The 15,084-nt window shown below is 68.3% G+C and carries 16 protein-coding genes; 13 read left to right on the plus strand and 3 right to left on the minus strand.

What is annotated here, in order from left to right; all coding sequences use genetic code 11:
• Positions 1-3 precede the first annotated feature (3 nt).
• The 3 genes from VAPA_RS01570 to VAPA_RS01580 form a co-directional block, all read right to left on the minus strand.
• A complete protein-coding gene (locus VAPA_RS01570) occupies positions 4-840 on the minus strand; it encodes a beta-ketoacyl synthase chain length factor (protein ID WP_021005013.1) in 837 nt (278 codons plus the stop codon).
• Positions 837-2,039 (minus strand): beta-ketoacyl-[acyl-carrier-protein] synthase family protein, encoded by a 1,203-nt coding sequence (locus VAPA_RS01575; RefSeq protein ID WP_021005014.1) that lies wholly within the window; start codon positions 2,037-2,039, stop codon positions 837-839. The genes VAPA_RS01570 and VAPA_RS01575 overlap by 4 nt, the downstream gene beginning before the upstream one ends.
• A gap of 129 nt (positions 2,040-2,168) precedes the next feature.
• The gene (locus VAPA_RS01580; protein ID WP_230558946.1) at positions 2,169-3,536 is read right to left on the minus strand and encodes an AmpG family muropeptide MFS transporter; all 1,368 of its coding nucleotides are present in this window, start codon (positions 3,534-3,536) and stop codon (positions 2,169-2,171) included.
• Positions 3,537-3,612: 76 nt separating this feature from the next.
• On the opposite strand from VAPA_RS01580, the gene VAPA_RS01585 reads away from it, so the two are divergent.
• The 13 genes from VAPA_RS01585 to VAPA_RS01645 all read left to right on the plus strand — a co-directional run bounded on the left by VAPA_RS01585 (position 3,613) and on the right by VAPA_RS01645 (position 15,079).
• On the plus strand, positions 3,613-4,476 hold the full coding sequence (locus tag VAPA_RS01585) for a M48 family metallopeptidase (RefSeq protein ID WP_021005016.1): 864 nt from the start codon (positions 3,613-3,615) through the stop codon (positions 4,474-4,476).
• A 533-nt stretch (positions 4,477-5,009) separates the two neighbouring features.
• The gene (locus tag VAPA_RS01590) at positions 5,010-5,366 is read left to right on the plus strand and encodes a hypothetical protein (RefSeq protein WP_041945974.1); all 357 of its coding nucleotides are present in this window, start codon (positions 5,010-5,012) and stop codon (positions 5,364-5,366) included.
• A 40-nt stretch (positions 5,367-5,406) separates the two neighbouring features.
• Positions 5,407-5,694 (plus strand): tyrosine-type recombinase/integrase, encoded by a 288-nt coding sequence (locus VAPA_RS01595; RefSeq protein ID WP_268977811.1) that lies wholly within the window; start codon positions 5,407-5,409, stop codon positions 5,692-5,694.
• 469 nt (positions 5,695-6,163) lie between these two features.
• Positions 6,164-6,451, plus strand: coding sequence for a CopG family ribbon-helix-helix protein (locus tag VAPA_RS01600; protein ID WP_021005018.1), 288 nt, complete (start codon positions 6,164-6,166; stop codon positions 6,449-6,451).
• Positions 6,439-6,762 (plus strand): type II toxin-antitoxin system RelE/ParE family toxin, encoded by a 324-nt coding sequence (locus tag VAPA_RS01605; RefSeq protein WP_041945975.1) that lies wholly within the window; start codon positions 6,439-6,441, stop codon positions 6,760-6,762. Before VAPA_RS01600 ends, VAPA_RS01605 begins: the two co-directional genes overlap by 13 nt.
• 370 nt (positions 6,763-7,132) lie before the next feature.
• The gene (gene atzF / locus VAPA_RS01610; protein ID WP_021005019.1) at positions 7,133-8,848 is read left to right on the plus strand and encodes an allophanate hydrolase; all 1,716 of its coding nucleotides are present in this window, start codon (positions 7,133-7,135) and stop codon (positions 8,846-8,848) included.
• Between the two features lie 17 nt (positions 8,849-8,865).
• Positions 8,866-9,867, plus strand: coding sequence for an ABC transporter substrate-binding protein (locus VAPA_RS01615; protein WP_021005020.1), 1,002 nt, complete (start codon positions 8,866-8,868; stop codon positions 9,865-9,867).
• Between the two features lie 2 nt (positions 9,868-9,869).
• A complete protein-coding gene (locus VAPA_RS01620) occupies positions 9,870-10,700 on the plus strand; it encodes an ABC transporter permease (RefSeq protein WP_021005021.1) in 831 nt (276 codons plus the stop codon).
• Positions 10,697-11,530, plus strand: coding sequence for an ABC transporter ATP-binding protein (locus VAPA_RS01625; RefSeq protein ID WP_021005022.1), 834 nt, complete (start codon positions 10,697-10,699; stop codon positions 11,528-11,530). The genes VAPA_RS01620 and VAPA_RS01625 overlap by 4 nt, the downstream gene beginning before the upstream one ends.
• Positions 11,527-11,907 (plus strand): oxalurate catabolism protein HpxZ, encoded by a 381-nt coding sequence (gene hpxZ / locus VAPA_RS01630; RefSeq protein ID WP_041945976.1) that lies wholly within the window; start codon positions 11,527-11,529, stop codon positions 11,905-11,907. The genes VAPA_RS01625 and hpxZ overlap by 4 nt, the downstream gene beginning before the upstream one ends.
• A gap of 48 nt (positions 11,908-11,955) precedes the next feature.
• Positions 11,956-13,074 (plus strand): BMP family ABC transporter substrate-binding protein, encoded by a 1,119-nt coding sequence (locus VAPA_RS01635; protein WP_021005024.1) that lies wholly within the window; start codon positions 11,956-11,958, stop codon positions 13,072-13,074.
• A gap of 23 nt (positions 13,075-13,097) precedes the next feature.
• Positions 13,098-14,159 (plus strand): ABC transporter permease, encoded by a 1,062-nt coding sequence (locus tag VAPA_RS01640; RefSeq protein ID WP_021005025.1) that lies wholly within the window; start codon positions 13,098-13,100, stop codon positions 14,157-14,159.
• Positions 14,156-15,079 carry an ABC transporter permease gene (locus VAPA_RS01645; RefSeq protein ID WP_021005026.1) on the plus strand — a complete coding sequence of 308 codons (924 nt, stop codon included), beginning with the start codon at positions 14,156-14,158 and terminating at the stop codon, positions 15,077-15,079. The genes VAPA_RS01640 and VAPA_RS01645 overlap by 4 nt, the downstream gene beginning before the upstream one ends.
• The last annotated feature ends 5 nt before the right edge of the window (positions 15,080-15,084 follow it).

Genomic DNA, 15,084 nt, shown 5'->3' on the forward strand with positions numbered 1-15,084 from the left:
GCCTCAGTCCCGGACCCGCTGCAGTTGCAGCCGCAGCGAAAGGGCGGAAGAAAGCGGCAAGCCGATGGGCGGTGGCGGATCGCCTTCCAGGCGCGCCAGCGCTTCGAAGAGGCCGAGCGCATGGGCCATCGGATTGATGTGCGCCAGCGTTTTCGCGGCGTCCGAAAGCGGCGCCGGCACAGTGCCATCGCCGCCGTTGTCCTGCACCGACCAATCGAGCGCGGCCACGGTGTGCGCCGTGCGCTCGGGCGCGATCACCAGCGCCACGGCCAGCAGGCCCTGGCTGTCGGTCACCGAAGTCAGCGGGCCCACCGTGGGCGTGTCGTAGCCCACCAGCAGCACCGGCGACTGGTCGGCCGCGCATTGCACGGCCGCTTCGAGCAGGCCGGCGGCAAAGCTGTTTTCGTAGGCCGAGACCGAGTTGCTGGCCGCCATGCAGCCGGTGCCGATGGTCCAGTAGCCCACGGCCGCGTTGTGCACCGAGTTGTGAAAGCGCGTGGGCGACAGCACCGTCGGATCGGTGGCCAGCGTGCTGCACATGTAGTCGTTGATCGAGAGATCGCCGTGCGCCGAGACGAACACGCAGGGCACGTCGGCCGCATTGCGGCCCGCGCCCGCCATCGACGCCGCGGCCACTTCGAGCGCCAGGGCCACGGTGTCGGGCGCGCGGCGGCGCTCGGCCGGCGCCAGCACCTGCGGCGACGGGCGCTTGGCGGGCGGATCGGCGAGCCCGCCTTCGCCGCGGAAGGCGGCGCGGGCGGCGTTCCAGCCCGGCAGGGTGGGCGTCCAGAAGGCCGGGCCTTCGATGTAGAGGGTAGGTGGCACGGGCGTGGGCTTCATGCGGTTGCCTTGCCGAAGACGAGCGAGCAGTTGTTGCCGCCGAAGCCGAAGGAATTGGTCAGCGCGTAGCGCACCTCGCCATGCGTGGGCTCGAGCCTGATCTGCGGCCCGAAGCCCGCGTCGAGCTGGTTCGTGTTGACCGTGCCCGGCATCAGGCCGCGCTCGATCGCGAGCAGGCTGATCACCGATTCGACGATGCCCGCCGCGCCCAGCGTGTGGCCCATGAAGCCCTTGGTCGAGCTGGCATGGGTGCGCGCCGGAAAGCGCCGCGCCACTAGCGCGCCTTCGACCTCGTCGTTCTTCTGGCTCGCGGTGCCGTGCATGTTGATGTAGTCGATGGCCTCGGGTGCCAGGCCCGCGCGCGCCAGCGCCTCGTCGAGCGCGCGTTCGGCGCCCAGCCCCTCGGGGTGCGGCGTCGACATGTGATGCGCATCGCTGGCTTCGCCGTAGCCGAGCAGCCGCAGCGGCGCGCCGGCATCGTCCTGCACCCGTTCCACCAGCGCAAAGCCGGCGGCCTCGCCGAGGCTGATGCCCTTGCGGCTCGCGTCGAACGGCCGGCACGGCTCGCTCGACACCAGTTCGAGCGAGTTGAAGCCGAACAGCACGCTGCCGCACAGCGTGTCGACCCCGCCGACCACGGCGGCGTCGGCCAGGCCAAGGCGGATCAGCCGCTCGGCCGAGGCGAACACCTTGGCGCTTGACGAGCAAGCGGTGGAAATCGTCTCGCTCGGCCCGGTGAGCCCGAGCACCTGTTGCACGAACATGGCCAGCGAGTGCGGCGTGTGCACGGCCGGGCGGCGCTGGTTCATGGGGAAGAGGCCGTCGGCGTCGAGCTGGGTGTAGGCCAGCTCGGTTTCGCCGATGCTGGAGGTCGAGGTGCCCAGGATCAGCGCGATGCGCGAGGGGCCGTATCTGGCCCGCGCGGCCGCCACGGCCTCGGGAAAGCCGTCCGCATGCAGGCCCAGCCAGGCGAGCCGGTTGTTGCGGCAGTCCCACGAGGCCAGCGCCTCGGGCAGGCGAACGTCCTCGAGCCCGTCGACCCGGCCGATCCAGGTGGGCAGCGGCGCGTCGCCGAAATCGTTGGCGCGCAGGCCGCTGCGCGAATGCTCGAGCGCCTCGGCGAGCGGCTCCTTGCCGACGCCGACGGCCGAGGTGGCCGTGAAGGCGCTGATCTGAAGGGGAGAAATGCGGGGCGGCACGTTGCTTGTGGGTTGGCGGGCGGAAGGTGAATGATCGCTCTGGGAGCGAAGCGGAGGTAACCGGAAAGTGACAGCCTACCAGTTGCGCGGGCCTCGCAGCGTCAGCTGTTTTCCTATAGGGCCCGTGCCCTATTGGCGCTCGGCCGGGGCTTTGGTCGTGGTGATGCGGGCGGCCAGCGCCACCAGCAGCAGCACCGGCACGCCCAGAAAGGCGGTGGCGGTGAAGAACTGGGCGTAGCCGTGGGCGTCGACGAAAGCGCCCGAATAGCCGGCAATGAACTTCGGCAGCAGCAGCATCAGCGAGCTGAACAAGGCGTACTGCGTGGCCGAATAGCTGATGTTCGTCAGGCTCGACAGGTAGGCAATGAAGGCCGCCGAGGCAATGCCGCCGGCCAGGTTGTCGGCCGACACCACCGCAATCAGCGCCGTCAGGTCGTGCCCGCGCGAGGCCAGCCATGCGAAGAGCAGGTTGCTCGCGGCGCTGAGCACCGCGCCCAGCATCAGCACGCGCATCACGCCCAGCCGCATCGACAGCACGCCGCCCACGAAGGCGCCGGCCAGCGTCATGACCACGCCGTAGATCTTGCTGACGGTGGCCACCTCGTCCTTGGTGAAGCCCATGTCCACGTAGAAGGGGTTGGCCATGATGCCCATCACCACGTCGCTGATGCGGTAGATGGCAATCAGGGAAAGGATCAGCGCAGCCTGCCACTTGTAGCGGCGGATGAAGTCGGCAAAGGGCTCGATCAGCACGCTTTGCAGCCATTCGGCCGCGTTCTTCGCCTTGGGCAGCACGCGGCGCACCGGCTCGGGCGAGAGCAGCACGGTGAGCACGCCCACCGCCATCGAGGCCGCCATCACCAGGTAGGCCGTTTTCCAGGCGCCGTTTTGGTAGGCCGCCGCGCCTGTGGCGCCAGCCGCCGGCGCCACCTCGGCCCAGGCCGCCACCCACAGCACGCCGGCGCCGGCCCAGATCATCGCGAGCCGGTAGCCGGTCTGGTAGGCGGCGGCGAGCGCGGCCTGCTTGCGCGTTTCGGCCGACTCGATGCGGAAGGCGTCCAGCGCGATGTCCTGCGTGGCCGAGCCGAAGGCCACCAGCAGCGCGCACCAGATCAGCGGCGGGAGGCCCTGGCGCGGATCGTTGAGCGCCATGCCGATCAGCCCCGCGACCACCATCCCTTGCGCCAGCAGCAGCCAGCCGCGCCGGCGCCCGAGCAGGGTGGTCAGCGGCGGCAGCGGCAGCCGGTCGACCAGCGGCGCCCAGACCCACTTGAAGCCATAGGCCAGGCCGACCCAGCTCAGGTAGCCGATGGTGGTGCGGTCGATGCCCGCCTCGCGCAGGCGAAAGCTCAGCGTGCCCAGCACCAGCAGCAGCGGCAGGCCGGCGGAAAAGCCCAGCGCCAGCATGCGCAGCGTGGCGGGCTCGAGGTAGACCTTCAGCGCGTCGCGCCAGGGCAGGGAGGGGGCGGTGGAGGTTTCGGCGGGCTGGGCAGACATGAACTTCGGATTGTCCATGAGCGCGCGCTGCGTGCCGAGCCGTCTTTTTGTCGGCAATTGTTCCTATGATCCGCGCATGTGCACTCGATGCGAGCCCCTCGTTTCCTCCGCGGCTTCCCCTTCGCCCGCTTCGGCCTGGCAGCCGCGGCGGGCCTTCCTGCTCGCGGCGGCCGGCGCGGCGCTGGGCGGGCCGGCCCTGGCGCAGGTGAACGTGGGCAATGCCTCGATGGCGCGCAACCTGGTGCCGGCCGACCGGATCGAGACGGCGGGCGTGCAGCAGTACGGCCAACTGCTCGAGCAGGCGCGCGCCAAGGGTGCGCTCGCGGGCGACGGCAATGCGCAGCTGCAGCGGCTGCGCACCATCGCGAACCGGCTGATTCCCTTTGCGACCCCGTGGAACACGCGCGCGCGCGACTGGAAATGGGAGGTCAACCTCATCGGCAGCAAGCAGATCAACGCCTTCTGCATGCCCGGCGGCAAGATCGCCTTCTTCACCGGCATCCTCGAGCAGCTCAAGCTCAGCGACGACGAGGCTGCCATGGTGATGGGGCACGAGATGGCCCATGCGCTGCGCGAGCATGCGCGTGCGCGCCTGGCCAAGAGCGCGGGCACCGGCGCGGCGCTCTCCATCGGTGCGCAGCTGCTGGGCCTGGGCCAGATGGGCGACCTGGCGGCCCGCGCCGGCACGCAGCTGCTGACCCTCAAATTCAGCCGCAGCGACGAGACCGAGGCCGATCTCGTCGGGCTCGAGCTCGCGGCGCGCGCCGGCTATGACCCCCAGGCCTCGGTGTCGCTCTGGAAGAAGATGGCCGCTGCGTCCAAGAGCCAGGGCGGCCTGAGCTTTCTTTCCACCCACCCGAGCGGGCCGGACCGCATCCAGAAGCTCGAGGCCAACCTGCCGAAGGTCCAGGGGCTGTACCGGGAAGCCAAGCGGAGCTGATGTATGACCCCCTCTCCCTCTGGGAGAGGGCGGGGTGAGGGCAGCCGGCCTTCATATGTGAGCCGCGCTTCATCGGCACGGAGCCCTCACCCGAACCCTCTCCCGGAGGGAGAGGGAGCCAATCTCGAACAACATCTCGAAGACGGCCCGACCGGACTTGGCAATGCATTGGGGGACTCCCTGGCGGCGGCCAATGGGCAGAAAACACAGGGTGTTGGCCCGTGGTCTGAGAAGGACTACCGCAACGGCTCGGACATCCAAGATGACATTGCGGTCGAAAGCGCTTGGCGGCTTCGCAGCGTTCGGGGAATTGGTACGCGAACTCGGGGATGCCAGCCGGCGAAAACGCTACCTGGATGCCGCCAAGCGAGTCGATTACGCCAGCACAGAGGAGGGCGCTAAATGCCGGAGCCGGACCACTCACGGCGGCTGCCGCAGAACAGTGGGTGGCGGTTGATGATGAGCCTATTGGACCGGCGGCCAACGGCAGTCGGGCCCCGCCGTCTGAAGCGCAGAAGGCGGCCAATGCGGCAATGCGCGCACGCGTCGCCAAGACCGCATCGGACTTCTGGAATGGCACCGGAGGCTTTGCGCCGACGACGCCTGACAGTCAAAGTCTCACCAGTGCTTTGAAGGACACTGCCAAGGTGGCTTGGAATCTTGGGATGGATGCGCTCTCGATTGCCGAGATGGCCGATCCGTTTGCCAATATCCGGCGCACTGGCTACAAGGCGCTTGGCATCGAGCTTCCGAGCGCATCGGACTTCCGGGCAACATACGACACGCCGGCGTTTGGTTTGACGACAGAGGTCTTGGCGCCCATGGTGCCTGTCGCCAAACTTCTCGGCGCGCCGCGATCATTGGGGGGGGGCCGCGTTCGTCGATGGTAAGTACGTTCATAAACTGGAGCCACTGACGAATGGCTGCCACCTGTGGCGCCACACGATGGCCACGCTGATGCTCGAAGGCGGGGCCGACCTGCGCTTCATCCAGGCGATGCTCGGGCACGTGGAACTCAGCACCACACAGATCTACACGCAGGTGGCGATTAGGAAGCTGCAGCAGGTGCATGCGTTGACGCATCCCGGAGCCAGAAGGCGGCTCAGGGGCATGCAAGCGCCCTTGGACATGCCCGAGGGCCAGGGAGATGCGCCGGACGCCGCCAGTGCGTTGCTGGAGGCCTTGGCGCGCGAAGCCGAAGACGACGATGCGTCGTGAGGACGTGGCGTCTTCATCGGCACTTCGTCGTCTCAGCACCCAGTCATCATCGGGGCCAGTGGCACAAGCGGCCTCAGTCCAATGGATCCCTGGTGCAGGGCAGGATATGCGATGTAGGCCTACGGCCTTCATCGCTGCCTCATTCGCACCTGCGTGCTCAACGGAATCTGAGATCAGGCGTGCGCGGTGCTGACTCGCCAGGCCCGCGCCTGTGCGGCGCGTTCCCGATTGAGCGCCGCAGGCGCGAATACAGGGCAGGAGGGAAGAGCTAGCTCTTCACATATCCTGCCCTGTGTGGTGAGTTCATTGGGTGATCCATCGCCCCCACGGACCCATGATCGCAGCCGCCAGCACCGTCCATCAGGGCCGCACTCACCTTCCATTCTTAGCCGCTTGCTCCTGTGAAGCCGCTCAGCGGCGCGGCCGGCCAAGGCGAGAGTAGATCGCACATGCTGGTAGAGTATTACTCATGACTACCGCCATCAGCCCGACGCCCGTCAAGCTCGATCCTGAACTCAAGGTGCGCCTGAAGCGCCTGGCGACGGCGCGCCACCGGGCGCCTCACTGGCTGATGCGTGAGGCCATTGCCCAGTACGTTGATCGCGAAGAAAAGCGCCAGTCCCTGCACCAGGACGCCGTGGCGGCGTGGGAGGAGTTCGAGGAAACGGGCCTGCACGTCTCGGGCAACGAGGTGATGGCCTGGCTGGAGACCTGGGGCACTGACAACGAGCTGCCAGCGCCTGCATGCCACAAGTGAGGTTCGCGCCGGCGGCGCTGCGCGAACTGCAGCGGCTGCGTGAGTTCTTGCGCCCGAAGAACCCGGCGGCCGCCCGACGTGCTGCTGAGACGATCATCAAGGCCGTTCAGGTCCTGCGTCAGCAGCCGATGGTGGGGCGGCCGGTGGAAGATCTGCCACTTGAATACCGCGAGTGGGTGATCGACTTCGGCGCCAGCGGCTACGTGGCGTTGTATCGTTACGCTGGCGAGGGCGATGAGGTCACGGTGCTGGCCCTGCGCCATCAGCGTGAGGTTGGCTACGAGCCGGGTTCAACCGCTCCAGGCAGCTGAGAAGAAACCAGGGCCTGCCTCGCCCTGGGGATCAGGCCTCCTCAAGGCCTTGCCTGTACAGGTACAACTCATATCCTGCCCGGTGCGGTGGCCCCATTGAGCGATTGCGTCGGTCCCGCGGCGGCACGATCACGACCGATTGCGCACTCCATCGAGGCCGTGCACACCCTCAATTCTTAGCCGCATGAATCCGTAAAAACCGCTACCGCGTGCGCGCGGGGCGGTGTTCACACCCGTGTGCGGCAGGCGCGTTGCCTGCCAACCCGCATGCCTGCTGGCGCGCGGGGCGACATGGCTAGGACCGGGCGGTGGGCCAAATGCGTTTGGCACATTGCTTGCATCTCGACTTGTACACAAGTTTGGATGCCTGATGATGGTGCATGAAGAAAACGGATCGGCTGCCGCAGCGTGGATTGCCCGCTTTCCGCGGCCCGTGCCCGGCGCGGACACGGGCCGCCTCGCCGGCCTGCGCTTCGCGGTCAAGGACAACATCGACGTGGCCGGCGTGCCCACCACGGCCGGCTGCCCGGCCTTCGAGCGCCGGCCGGCGCAGCACTCGGCCGTGGTGCAGAAGCTGCTCGATGCCGGTGCATCGCTGCTCGGGAAGACCAACCTCGACCAGTTCGCCTGCGGCCTGAACGGCACGCGCTCTCCCTACGGCGACGTGCCCAATGCCTTCGACGCGCGCTACGTCTCGGGCGGCTCCAGCTCCGGGTCGGCCTACGTGGTGGCCGCCGGCGAGGCCGATTTCGCGCTCGGCACCGACACCGCCGGCTCGGGCCGCGTGCCCGCCGGGCTCAACAACATCGTCGGGCTCAAGCCCTCGCGCGGCCTGCTGAGCGCCTTCGGCGTGGTGCCCGCCGCCCAGAGCGCGGACTGCGTGTCGATCTTCGCGCGCACCGTCGGCCTGGCCGTCGACGTGCTTCTTGCGGCCGCCGGGCCCGACGCGCGCGACCCCTATTCGCGGGAACTTGCGCTGCGCAACGACCCGTTTGCGCCGGCTTTCCGATTCGGCGTGCCCGACACGCTGAACTTCTTCGGCGATGCCGCGGCCGAGGAAGCCTTTCGCGATGCGCAGGTGCGGCTCGCCGCCCTCGGCGGCACGGCCGTGGAAATTCCCTATGCGCCGCTGGCCGAGGCCGCCGGGCTGCTCTACGAAAGCGCGCTCGTGGCCGAGCGCTATGCGGCGGTGCGCGGGTTCTTCGATGCGCACAGTGCCGAAGTGATCGAGCCGGTGCGCGGCATTCTCGAAAGCGGCCGCGGCTACGGCGCCGCCGACGTATTCGAGGCGCAGACCCGCCTGCGCGCCATCGCGCAACAGGTCGAACCGATGTGGCGCGGCATCGACGTGCTGCTGGTGCCGACCGCGCCCACGCACTACACGCGCGAACAGATGCGCGCCGACCCCGTGGTGCTCAACCGCAACCTCGGCGCGTACACCAACTTCGTCAACCTGCTGGACTACGCCGCGATCTCGGTGCCGAGCTCCCTGCGGGCCGACGGCCTGCCCTTCGGCATCACGCTGATCGGCCCGTGCGGCAGCGATCTTGCGCTGGCCGAGCTGGGCCAGCGCTATCACCACGCCGCCGGCCTGCCGCAGGGCGCCACAGGCTTGCCGCTGCCCGAGCCGCGCCCCATTCCGGGCCTGGGCGCTTCGCCAGTGCAGACCATGCCCATCGCCGTCGTCGGCGCGCATCTCTCGGGCATGCCGCTCAACGGCCAGCTCACCGAACGCGGCGCCACGCTGCTGCGCGCCACCACCACCTCGCCGCGCTATCGCCTGCACGCCTTGCCGGGCACCGTGCCGCCCAAGCCGGGGCTGCAGCGCAGCATGGCCGGCGGAGCGGCCATCGCGCTCGAAGTGTGGTCCGTTCCCGTGGCCGAGGTCGGCAGCTTCCTGGTCCTGATCCCGCCCCCGCTGGGCCTGGGCAGCGTCGAGCTCGCCGACGGCAGCTGGGTGCACGGCTTCATCTGCGAGGGCCATGCGCTCGCAGGCGCCGAAGACGTCAGCCACCACGGCGGCTGGCGTGCCTACATCGCGAGCCGCGCCGCCGCTGCCGGCTCTTCCCAAGCCATTCCAACCTGACCGATCGAGGAGTCTTCATGAGCACCCCTGAGAAATCGCCCGCCGCGTCGCGCCGCCAGTTGCTGCAGGCCGGCGCCGCAGGGCTGGCCGTGCTGGCCGCGCCCGCCATCGTGCGCGCGCAAGCCGCGCCGAAGATCCGCATCGGCTTCTGGCCCGTGGCCGCGGGCCTGCCTTTCTTTGCCGCCGTCGACCGGGGCTACTTCAAGGAAGCCGGCCTCGACGTGGAGCCGCTCAAGTTCGCGGGCGCGCAACAGGTCATGGAAGGCATGCTCGCGGGCCGCTGCGACGGCAGCTCCAACGGCACGGGCTCGGCCAACCTCGCCATCGGCGAGATCGCGCAGCCGGGGCTCTTCAAGATCTTCTGCACCAACCCGAGCAACGCCAGGTTCGTGCTCGACGAATTCATCGTCGCCAAGGACAGCCCGATCAAGACCATGGCCGAGCTGGCCGGCAAGAAGATCGCGTCCGGCCCCGGCATCCAGAACGTGACCCTGTGCAAGACCATGCTGGAGCGCGCGGGCGCCAAGGGCGCCACCGTGAGCGAGCTTCCCATCGGCCAGCATGTGGCGGCGCTCGTGGCGGGGCAGGTCGACGCCTGCTACACGCTCGAGCCCACCGGCACAGTGGGCCGCATGAACGGCACCACGCGCGTCATCGAGGCCGGCGTGGTCGCCAAATACATCCTCGGCGACCCGATGGCGCCCTGGCACGGCGGCGCGGCCAGCCTCACCAGCGAGTTCATCAAGAAGAACCCCGAAGTGGCGAAGAAATACATCGCCGCCTATGCGCGCGGCGTGGAGCTGGTGCGCAGCAAGCCCGACGACGCGCGCCAGCACATGAAGGGCTACACCGCCATCGAAGGCAGCCTCACGGCCGAAGTGCCGCTCGCCTCGTACATGCTCTACAACGAGTTCAAGCCGAGCGACGTCGCATACTTTCAGAAGTTCTACGACCTGTTCACCGAGAAAGGCATCTTCGAGAAGAAGGTGCTGGTGGACGGCCTGCTCTACAAGGCCTGACCATGGCCGACGCAAGCACGACCACGGCCGCGCCGTGGACACCGCCGGCCGCCGGTGCAACGGCGGCGCCGCCGAAGCCGCCGCTGCGCGACCGGCTGCTGCCCTTCATCGGTCCCGTGGTGCTGTTCATCGTGTGGGACCTGGCGGTGCGCCTGGGCTTCATCAAGCCGATCCTCCTGCCCACGCCTGCCGACACCATCGCGGCGCTCATCACGGGGCTCGCGGGCGGGCCGCTGCTCACCGACTTCGCGATGACCGTGTGGCGCACGCTGCAGGCCTTCGCGATTGCGGCGGTGGTCGGTGTGCCGCTGGGCGTGCTGCTCGGCAGCAACGAGAAGGCCTACCGCAGCGTCGAGTTCCTGATCGACTTCTTCCGCTCCACGCCTTCGTCCGCGCTGATCCCGCTGTTCCTCCTGATCTTCGGCGTGTCGGATGTCAACAAGGTGGCCATCGCGGCTTTCGGCGCGCTGCTGATCGTGGTGTTCAACAGCGCCTACGGCGTGATCAATGCGCGCAAGCAGCGCGTGATGGCGGCGCGCGTCATGGGCGCCTCGCGCTGGCAGATCTTCAAGGACGTGCTGGTGTGGGAAAGCCTGCAGCCCAGCTTCGTGGGTCTGCGCTCGGCGGTGTCGATGGCGCTGGTGATCGTCATCGTGGCCGAGATGTTCATCGGCTCCGACACGGGCCTCGGCCACCGGATCATCGATGCGCAGCAGGTGCTCAACGTGAAGAGCATGTATGCGGCCATTCTTGCGGCGGGCGCGCTGGGCTATGCGCTCAACATCCTCTTTCTCGTTGCCGAGCGCCGCATCGTGCACTGGAGCGGAAGATGAAAGTCACGCAAGACATCGTCATCAACGGTCCGGTGTACGCCGACGTGCCCAAGTCCGTCTTCAAACCCGGCCCGGCCGGCACGCACATCACCATCCGCGGGCTCACCAAGTACTTCGCGGGCTGGCCGCTGTACGAGAACTTCGACCTCGACATTCCCAAGCACAAGATCGTCTCGGTGTTCGGGCCCAACGGCTGCGGCAAGTCGACGCTCATCAACATGATCGCGGGGCTCGTTCCCATCGATTCGGGCGAGATCCTGTTCGATGGCAAGCAGCGCAAGGACACCAAGATCGGCTACGTGTTCCAGAACTACCGCGAGGCGATGTTCCCGTGGATGCGCACCATCGACAACATCGCCTACCCGCTGAAGCTCGAAGGGCGCAGCAAGGCCGAGGTCGACCGGCGCATGGAAGAGCTGGTGGCGTCGTTCGACGTGAAGTTCGACCTCAAGCGCTTTCCGTACGAGCTCTCGGGCGGCCAGCAGCAGACCGCATCGATCATGCGCGCGCTCGCGCCCAACCCCGAGGTGCTGTTTCTCGACGAGCCCTTTTCGGCGCTCGACTTCGAGATGACGCTCTTCATCCGCGAGAAGCTGCAGGAGGTGTTCATGCAGACCGGGACCACGATGCTCTTGGTGTCGCACGACCTCGAAGAGGCCGTGTACCTTGCCGACGAGGTGCTGCTGCTGACCAAGCGGCCCACCAGGGTGGCCGAGATCCTGCGCTACGCCGATGCGCGGCCGCGCACGGTCGAGACCTTGAGCACCGAGAGCTTCGTCGCAACCAAGAAGCTCAGCCTCGACATCTTCCAGCGCGAGGTGCGCCGGTGATCCCCGAGATCAACCTCCCCGAGGTGCTCGCCGAAGTGACGGCCGTGTTCGCGCGCTACGAGGAAGCGCTCATGGCCAACCAGCCCGCAGTGCTCGACGAACTGTTCTGGAACAGCCCGCACACGCTGCGCTACGGCTTCTCGGAGAACCACTACGGCCATGCCGGCATCAGCGCCTTCCGCGCATCGCTGCCGGTGCAGAGCCCACCGCGCGAGCTGCTGCGCACCGTCATCACCACCTACGGCCGCGACTTCGCCACGGCCAACTGCGAGTTCCGGCGCGAAGGCGCCACTGCTGTCGGCCGGCAGAGCCAGACCTGGCTGCGCACGGCCGACGGCTGGCGCGTGGTCGCCGCCCACGTGAGCCTGCCGGGCTGAGCGCGGGGCACATTTTTTGCACTCCCTTCAACCTCTGGAAAGAACGCCATGACAAGCCAAATCAATCGCCGCGATTCCCTCAAGTCCCTGGCCGCGCTCGGCGCCGCCGGCACCCTCGGAGGCTGGAGCGCCCTCGCCGGCGCACAGGCCAAGCCGCTGACCGTCGGCGTGATCTACGTCGGCGCGCGCGACGACTACGGCTACAACCAGGCGCACGCCATGGCGGCCGCCGAAATCAAGAAGCTGCCCGGCATCAAGGTGGTCGAGGAAGAGAACGTGCCCGAGACCGCCGCCGTGCAGAAGACCATGGCGGGCATGATCTCGCAGGACGGCGCCAAGCTCTTGTTCCCCACCTCGTTCGGCTACTTCGATCCGCACATCCTGGCCGTCGCGCCCAAGTACCCCGACGTTCGCTTCTCGCACTGCGGCGGCCTCTGGACCGAAGGCAAGCACCCGAAGAACGCGGGCAGCTTCTTCGGCTACATCGACGAGTGCCAGTTCCTGAACGGCGTGATCGCCGCGCACATGACCAAGAGCAACAAGATCGCCTTCGTCGCCGCCAAGCCGATTCCGCAGGTGCTGCGCAACATCAACGCCTTCACGCTGGGGGCGCGCTCGGTCAAGCCCGGCATCACCTGCAGCGTGATCTTCACCGGCGACTGGTCGATGGCCGTGAAGGAAGCCGAAGCCACCAACAGCCTGGCCGACCAGGGCTGCGATGTCTTCACCATGCACGTCGACGGCCCCAAGGTGGTGGTCGAGACGGCGGCCAAGCGCGGCAAGATGGTCTGCGGCTACCACGCGAGCCAGGCCAAGCTCGCGCCCAACGCGTACCTCACCGGCGCCGAGTGGAACTGGCTCACGGCCTACAAGACCGCCATCGAGGCCGCGCAAGCCGGCAAGCCGCATCCGAACTTCCTGCGCGGCGGCCTGAAGGAAGGCTACGTGAAGATGTCCGCCTACGGCCCGATGGTGCCCGACGCCGCGAAGAAGCAGGCCGACGACATCAAGGCGAAGATGATCGCGGGCACTTTCGACATCTTCAAGGACGGCATCAAGGACAACAAGGGTGCGGTCGTGGTGCCGGCCGGCAAGGTGCTCAAGCAGACCGACCTGGAGCTGGAGAAGATGAACTACCTCGTCGAAGGCGTCATCGGCCAGGCCTGAGCCGCAGCACGCGTCCGCCCGCCATGCGTCAAGCGCTCAAGGAATTCGCCCTGCCGGTGTTCGCCATCGCGGCGGCGCTGCTGCTGTTCGGCGTGCTCGTGGCCTTTGCCGGCGTCGATCCGGTGGAGGTGTGGGCGACGCTCTTCAAGGGCGCGTTCGGCGACTGGTTCTCCTGGCAGAACACCCTGCAGCGCGCCGCGCCGCTGATGCTCACCGCACTGTGCGTGGCGCTGCCGGCGCGCGCGGGGCTGATCGTCATCGGCGGAGAGGGTGCGCTGGTGCTCGGTGGCCTGGCCTCTGCCGCACTCGCGCATGCGGTGCCGCTGCCGGGCAATGTGGTGGGCACGGTGGTGGTCTGCCTCGCGGGCGCATTGGCCGGCGCGCTGTGGATCGCCCTTGCGGGCTGGCTGCGCCAGTACCGCGGCATCAACGAAACCATCAGCAGCCTGCTGCTGGCCTACATCGCCATCGGCATCTTCAAGCACCTGGTCGAAGGGCCGCTGCGCGATCCGGCGAGCCTCAACAAGCCATCGACCCATGCGCTCGCCGACGGGCTGCTGATCGGCGGCATCGGCGGCTCGGACGTGCACTGGGGCTTCGTGATCGGCGTGGTCGCCTGCCTGGCGCTCGGGTGGTGGCTGCGCGCCACCGCCTCGGGCTTCTCGGTGCGCGTGGTGGGCGGCAATCCGCGCACCGCGCAGCTCGTGGGACTGCCGGCCACGCGGCTCATCCTCGGGGCCTGCGGGCTCGGCGGCGCCTGCGCGGGGCTCGCGGGCGCGGTCGAGGTGGCGGCGGTGCACACCAATGCCAATGCCTCGCTGATCGCAGGCTACGGCTATGCGGGCATCCTGGTGTCGTTCATCGCGCGGCACAACCCGGTGGCCATCGTGCCGGTGGCGATCCTGTTCGGCGGCTTCGGCGCGGCCGGCAGCCTGCTGCAGCGGCGGCTCGGGCTGCCCGATGCCTCGGTGCTGGTGCTGCAGGGCATCGCCTTTGTCCTGATCCTTGCGAGCGAGGGGTTGCGCATGGTCGACTGGAACGCCCTGCGCGCGCGTGTTCCGCGCGGCGAGGGGGCGGTGCGATGACCGCGGACCAGTGGATCGCGCTCGCGGCCGGCATTGTCGGCGGTGCTTTGCGCGTGGGTGCACCCTTCCTGTTCGTGAGCCTCGGTGAATGCCTCACCGAGAAGTCGGGCCGCATCAACCTCGGGCTCGAAGGCGTGCTGGTGCTCTCGGCGATGGCGGCCTTCGGCGGCGCCTATCTCACCGATTCCGCCTGGCTGGGCGTGCTGATCGGCGCGCTGGCGGGGGCTGCGCTCGCGCTGCTGCATGGCCTCCTGTGCTCGCTCGACCGCGTGAACGACGTGGCGACCGGCATCGCGCTGATGCTGCTCGGCACGGGGCTCGCGTTCTATCTTGGCAAGCCGCTGATCCAGCCGCAGGCCCCGCAGATCCCCGCGATACCGCTGGGCTTCTGGAGCGACAACGCGGTGGTGCGCTCGGCGTTGCAGCTCAATGCGCTGGTGCCGATCGGCGTGGCACTGGCGGTGCTGCTCTGGTGGGGCTTTGCGCGCACGCGGGCCGGCCTGCTGGTGCGCATGGCCGGCGATTCGGCGCAGGCGACGCGCGCGCTCGGCTATTCGGTCTCGGGCCTGCGCATTGCGGCGACCACGGCCGGTGGTTTCATCGCCGGGCTCGGCGGCGCATCGCTCACGCTGTTCTATCCGGGCAGTTGGAACGAAGGCATCTCCAGCGGCCAGGGCCTGATCGCGGTGGCGCTCGTGATCTTCGCGCGCTGGAGCCCGCTGCGCTGCGTGGGTGCGGCGCTGCTCTTCGGCGGTGCGGGCGCCATCGGGCCGGCGCTGCAATCCATCGGCATCGGCTGGGGCTATCACCTGTTCAATACCGTGCCTTACGTGCTCACGCTGGTGATCCTGGTGTTGACCTGCAGGCCCGGCACGGCCGCCGCCGGCGCCCCGGGCGAACTTTCATCGACAAGGAGCTGAATCCC

This window comes from Variovorax paradoxus B4, assembly GCF_000463015.1.
Classification (GTDB): Bacteria; Pseudomonadota; Gammaproteobacteria; order Burkholderiales; family Burkholderiaceae_C; genus Variovorax; species Variovorax paradoxus_E.

Bases quoted from the DNA above. Each gene is read 5' to 3' on its own strand.
- VAPA_RS01645 (WP_021005026.1), top strand. From the start codon at position 14,156: ATGACCGCGGACCAGTGGATCGCGCTCGCGGCCGGCATTGTCGGCGGT.
- VAPA_RS01600 (WP_021005018.1), top strand. From the start codon at position 6,164: ATGACTACCGCCATCAGCCCGACGCCCGTCAAGCTCGATCCTGAACTC.
- VAPA_RS01625 (WP_021005022.1), top strand. From the start codon at position 10,697: ATGAAAGTCACGCAAGACATCGTCATCAACGGTCCGGTGTACGCCGAC.
- VAPA_RS01615 (WP_021005020.1), top strand. From the start codon at position 8,866: ATGAGCACCCCTGAGAAATCGCCCGCCGCGTCGCGCCGCCAGTTGCTG.
- VAPA_RS01590 (WP_041945974.1), top strand. From the start codon at position 5,010: ATGCGCGCACGCGTCGCCAAGACCGCATCGGACTTCTGGAATGGCACC.
- atzF (WP_021005019.1), top strand. From the start codon at position 7,133: ATGATGGTGCATGAAGAAAACGGATCGGCTGCCGCAGCGTGGATTGCC.
- VAPA_RS01635 (WP_021005024.1), top strand. From the start codon at position 11,956: ATGACAAGCCAAATCAATCGCCGCGATTCCCTCAAGTCCCTGGCCGCG.
- VAPA_RS01620 (WP_021005021.1), top strand. From the start codon at position 9,870: ATGGCCGACGCAAGCACGACCACGGCCGCGCCGTGGACACCGCCGGCC.
- VAPA_RS01640 (WP_021005025.1), top strand. From the start codon at position 13,098: ATGCGTCAAGCGCTCAAGGAATTCGCCCTGCCGGTGTTCGCCATCGCG.
- VAPA_RS01605 (WP_041945975.1), top strand. From the start codon at position 6,439: ATGCCACAAGTGAGGTTCGCGCCGGCGGCGCTGCGCGAACTGCAGCGG.
- VAPA_RS01580 (WP_230558946.1), bottom strand. From the start codon at position 3,536: ATGTCTGCCCAGCCCGCCGAAACCTCCACCGCCCCCTCCCTGCCCTGG.
- VAPA_RS01570 (WP_021005013.1), bottom strand. From the start codon at position 840: ATGAAGCCCACGCCCGTGCCACCTACCCTCTACATCGAAGGCCCGGCC.
- VAPA_RS01585 (WP_021005016.1), top strand. From the start codon at position 3,613: ATGTGCACTCGATGCGAGCCCCTCGTTTCCTCCGCGGCTTCCCCTTCG.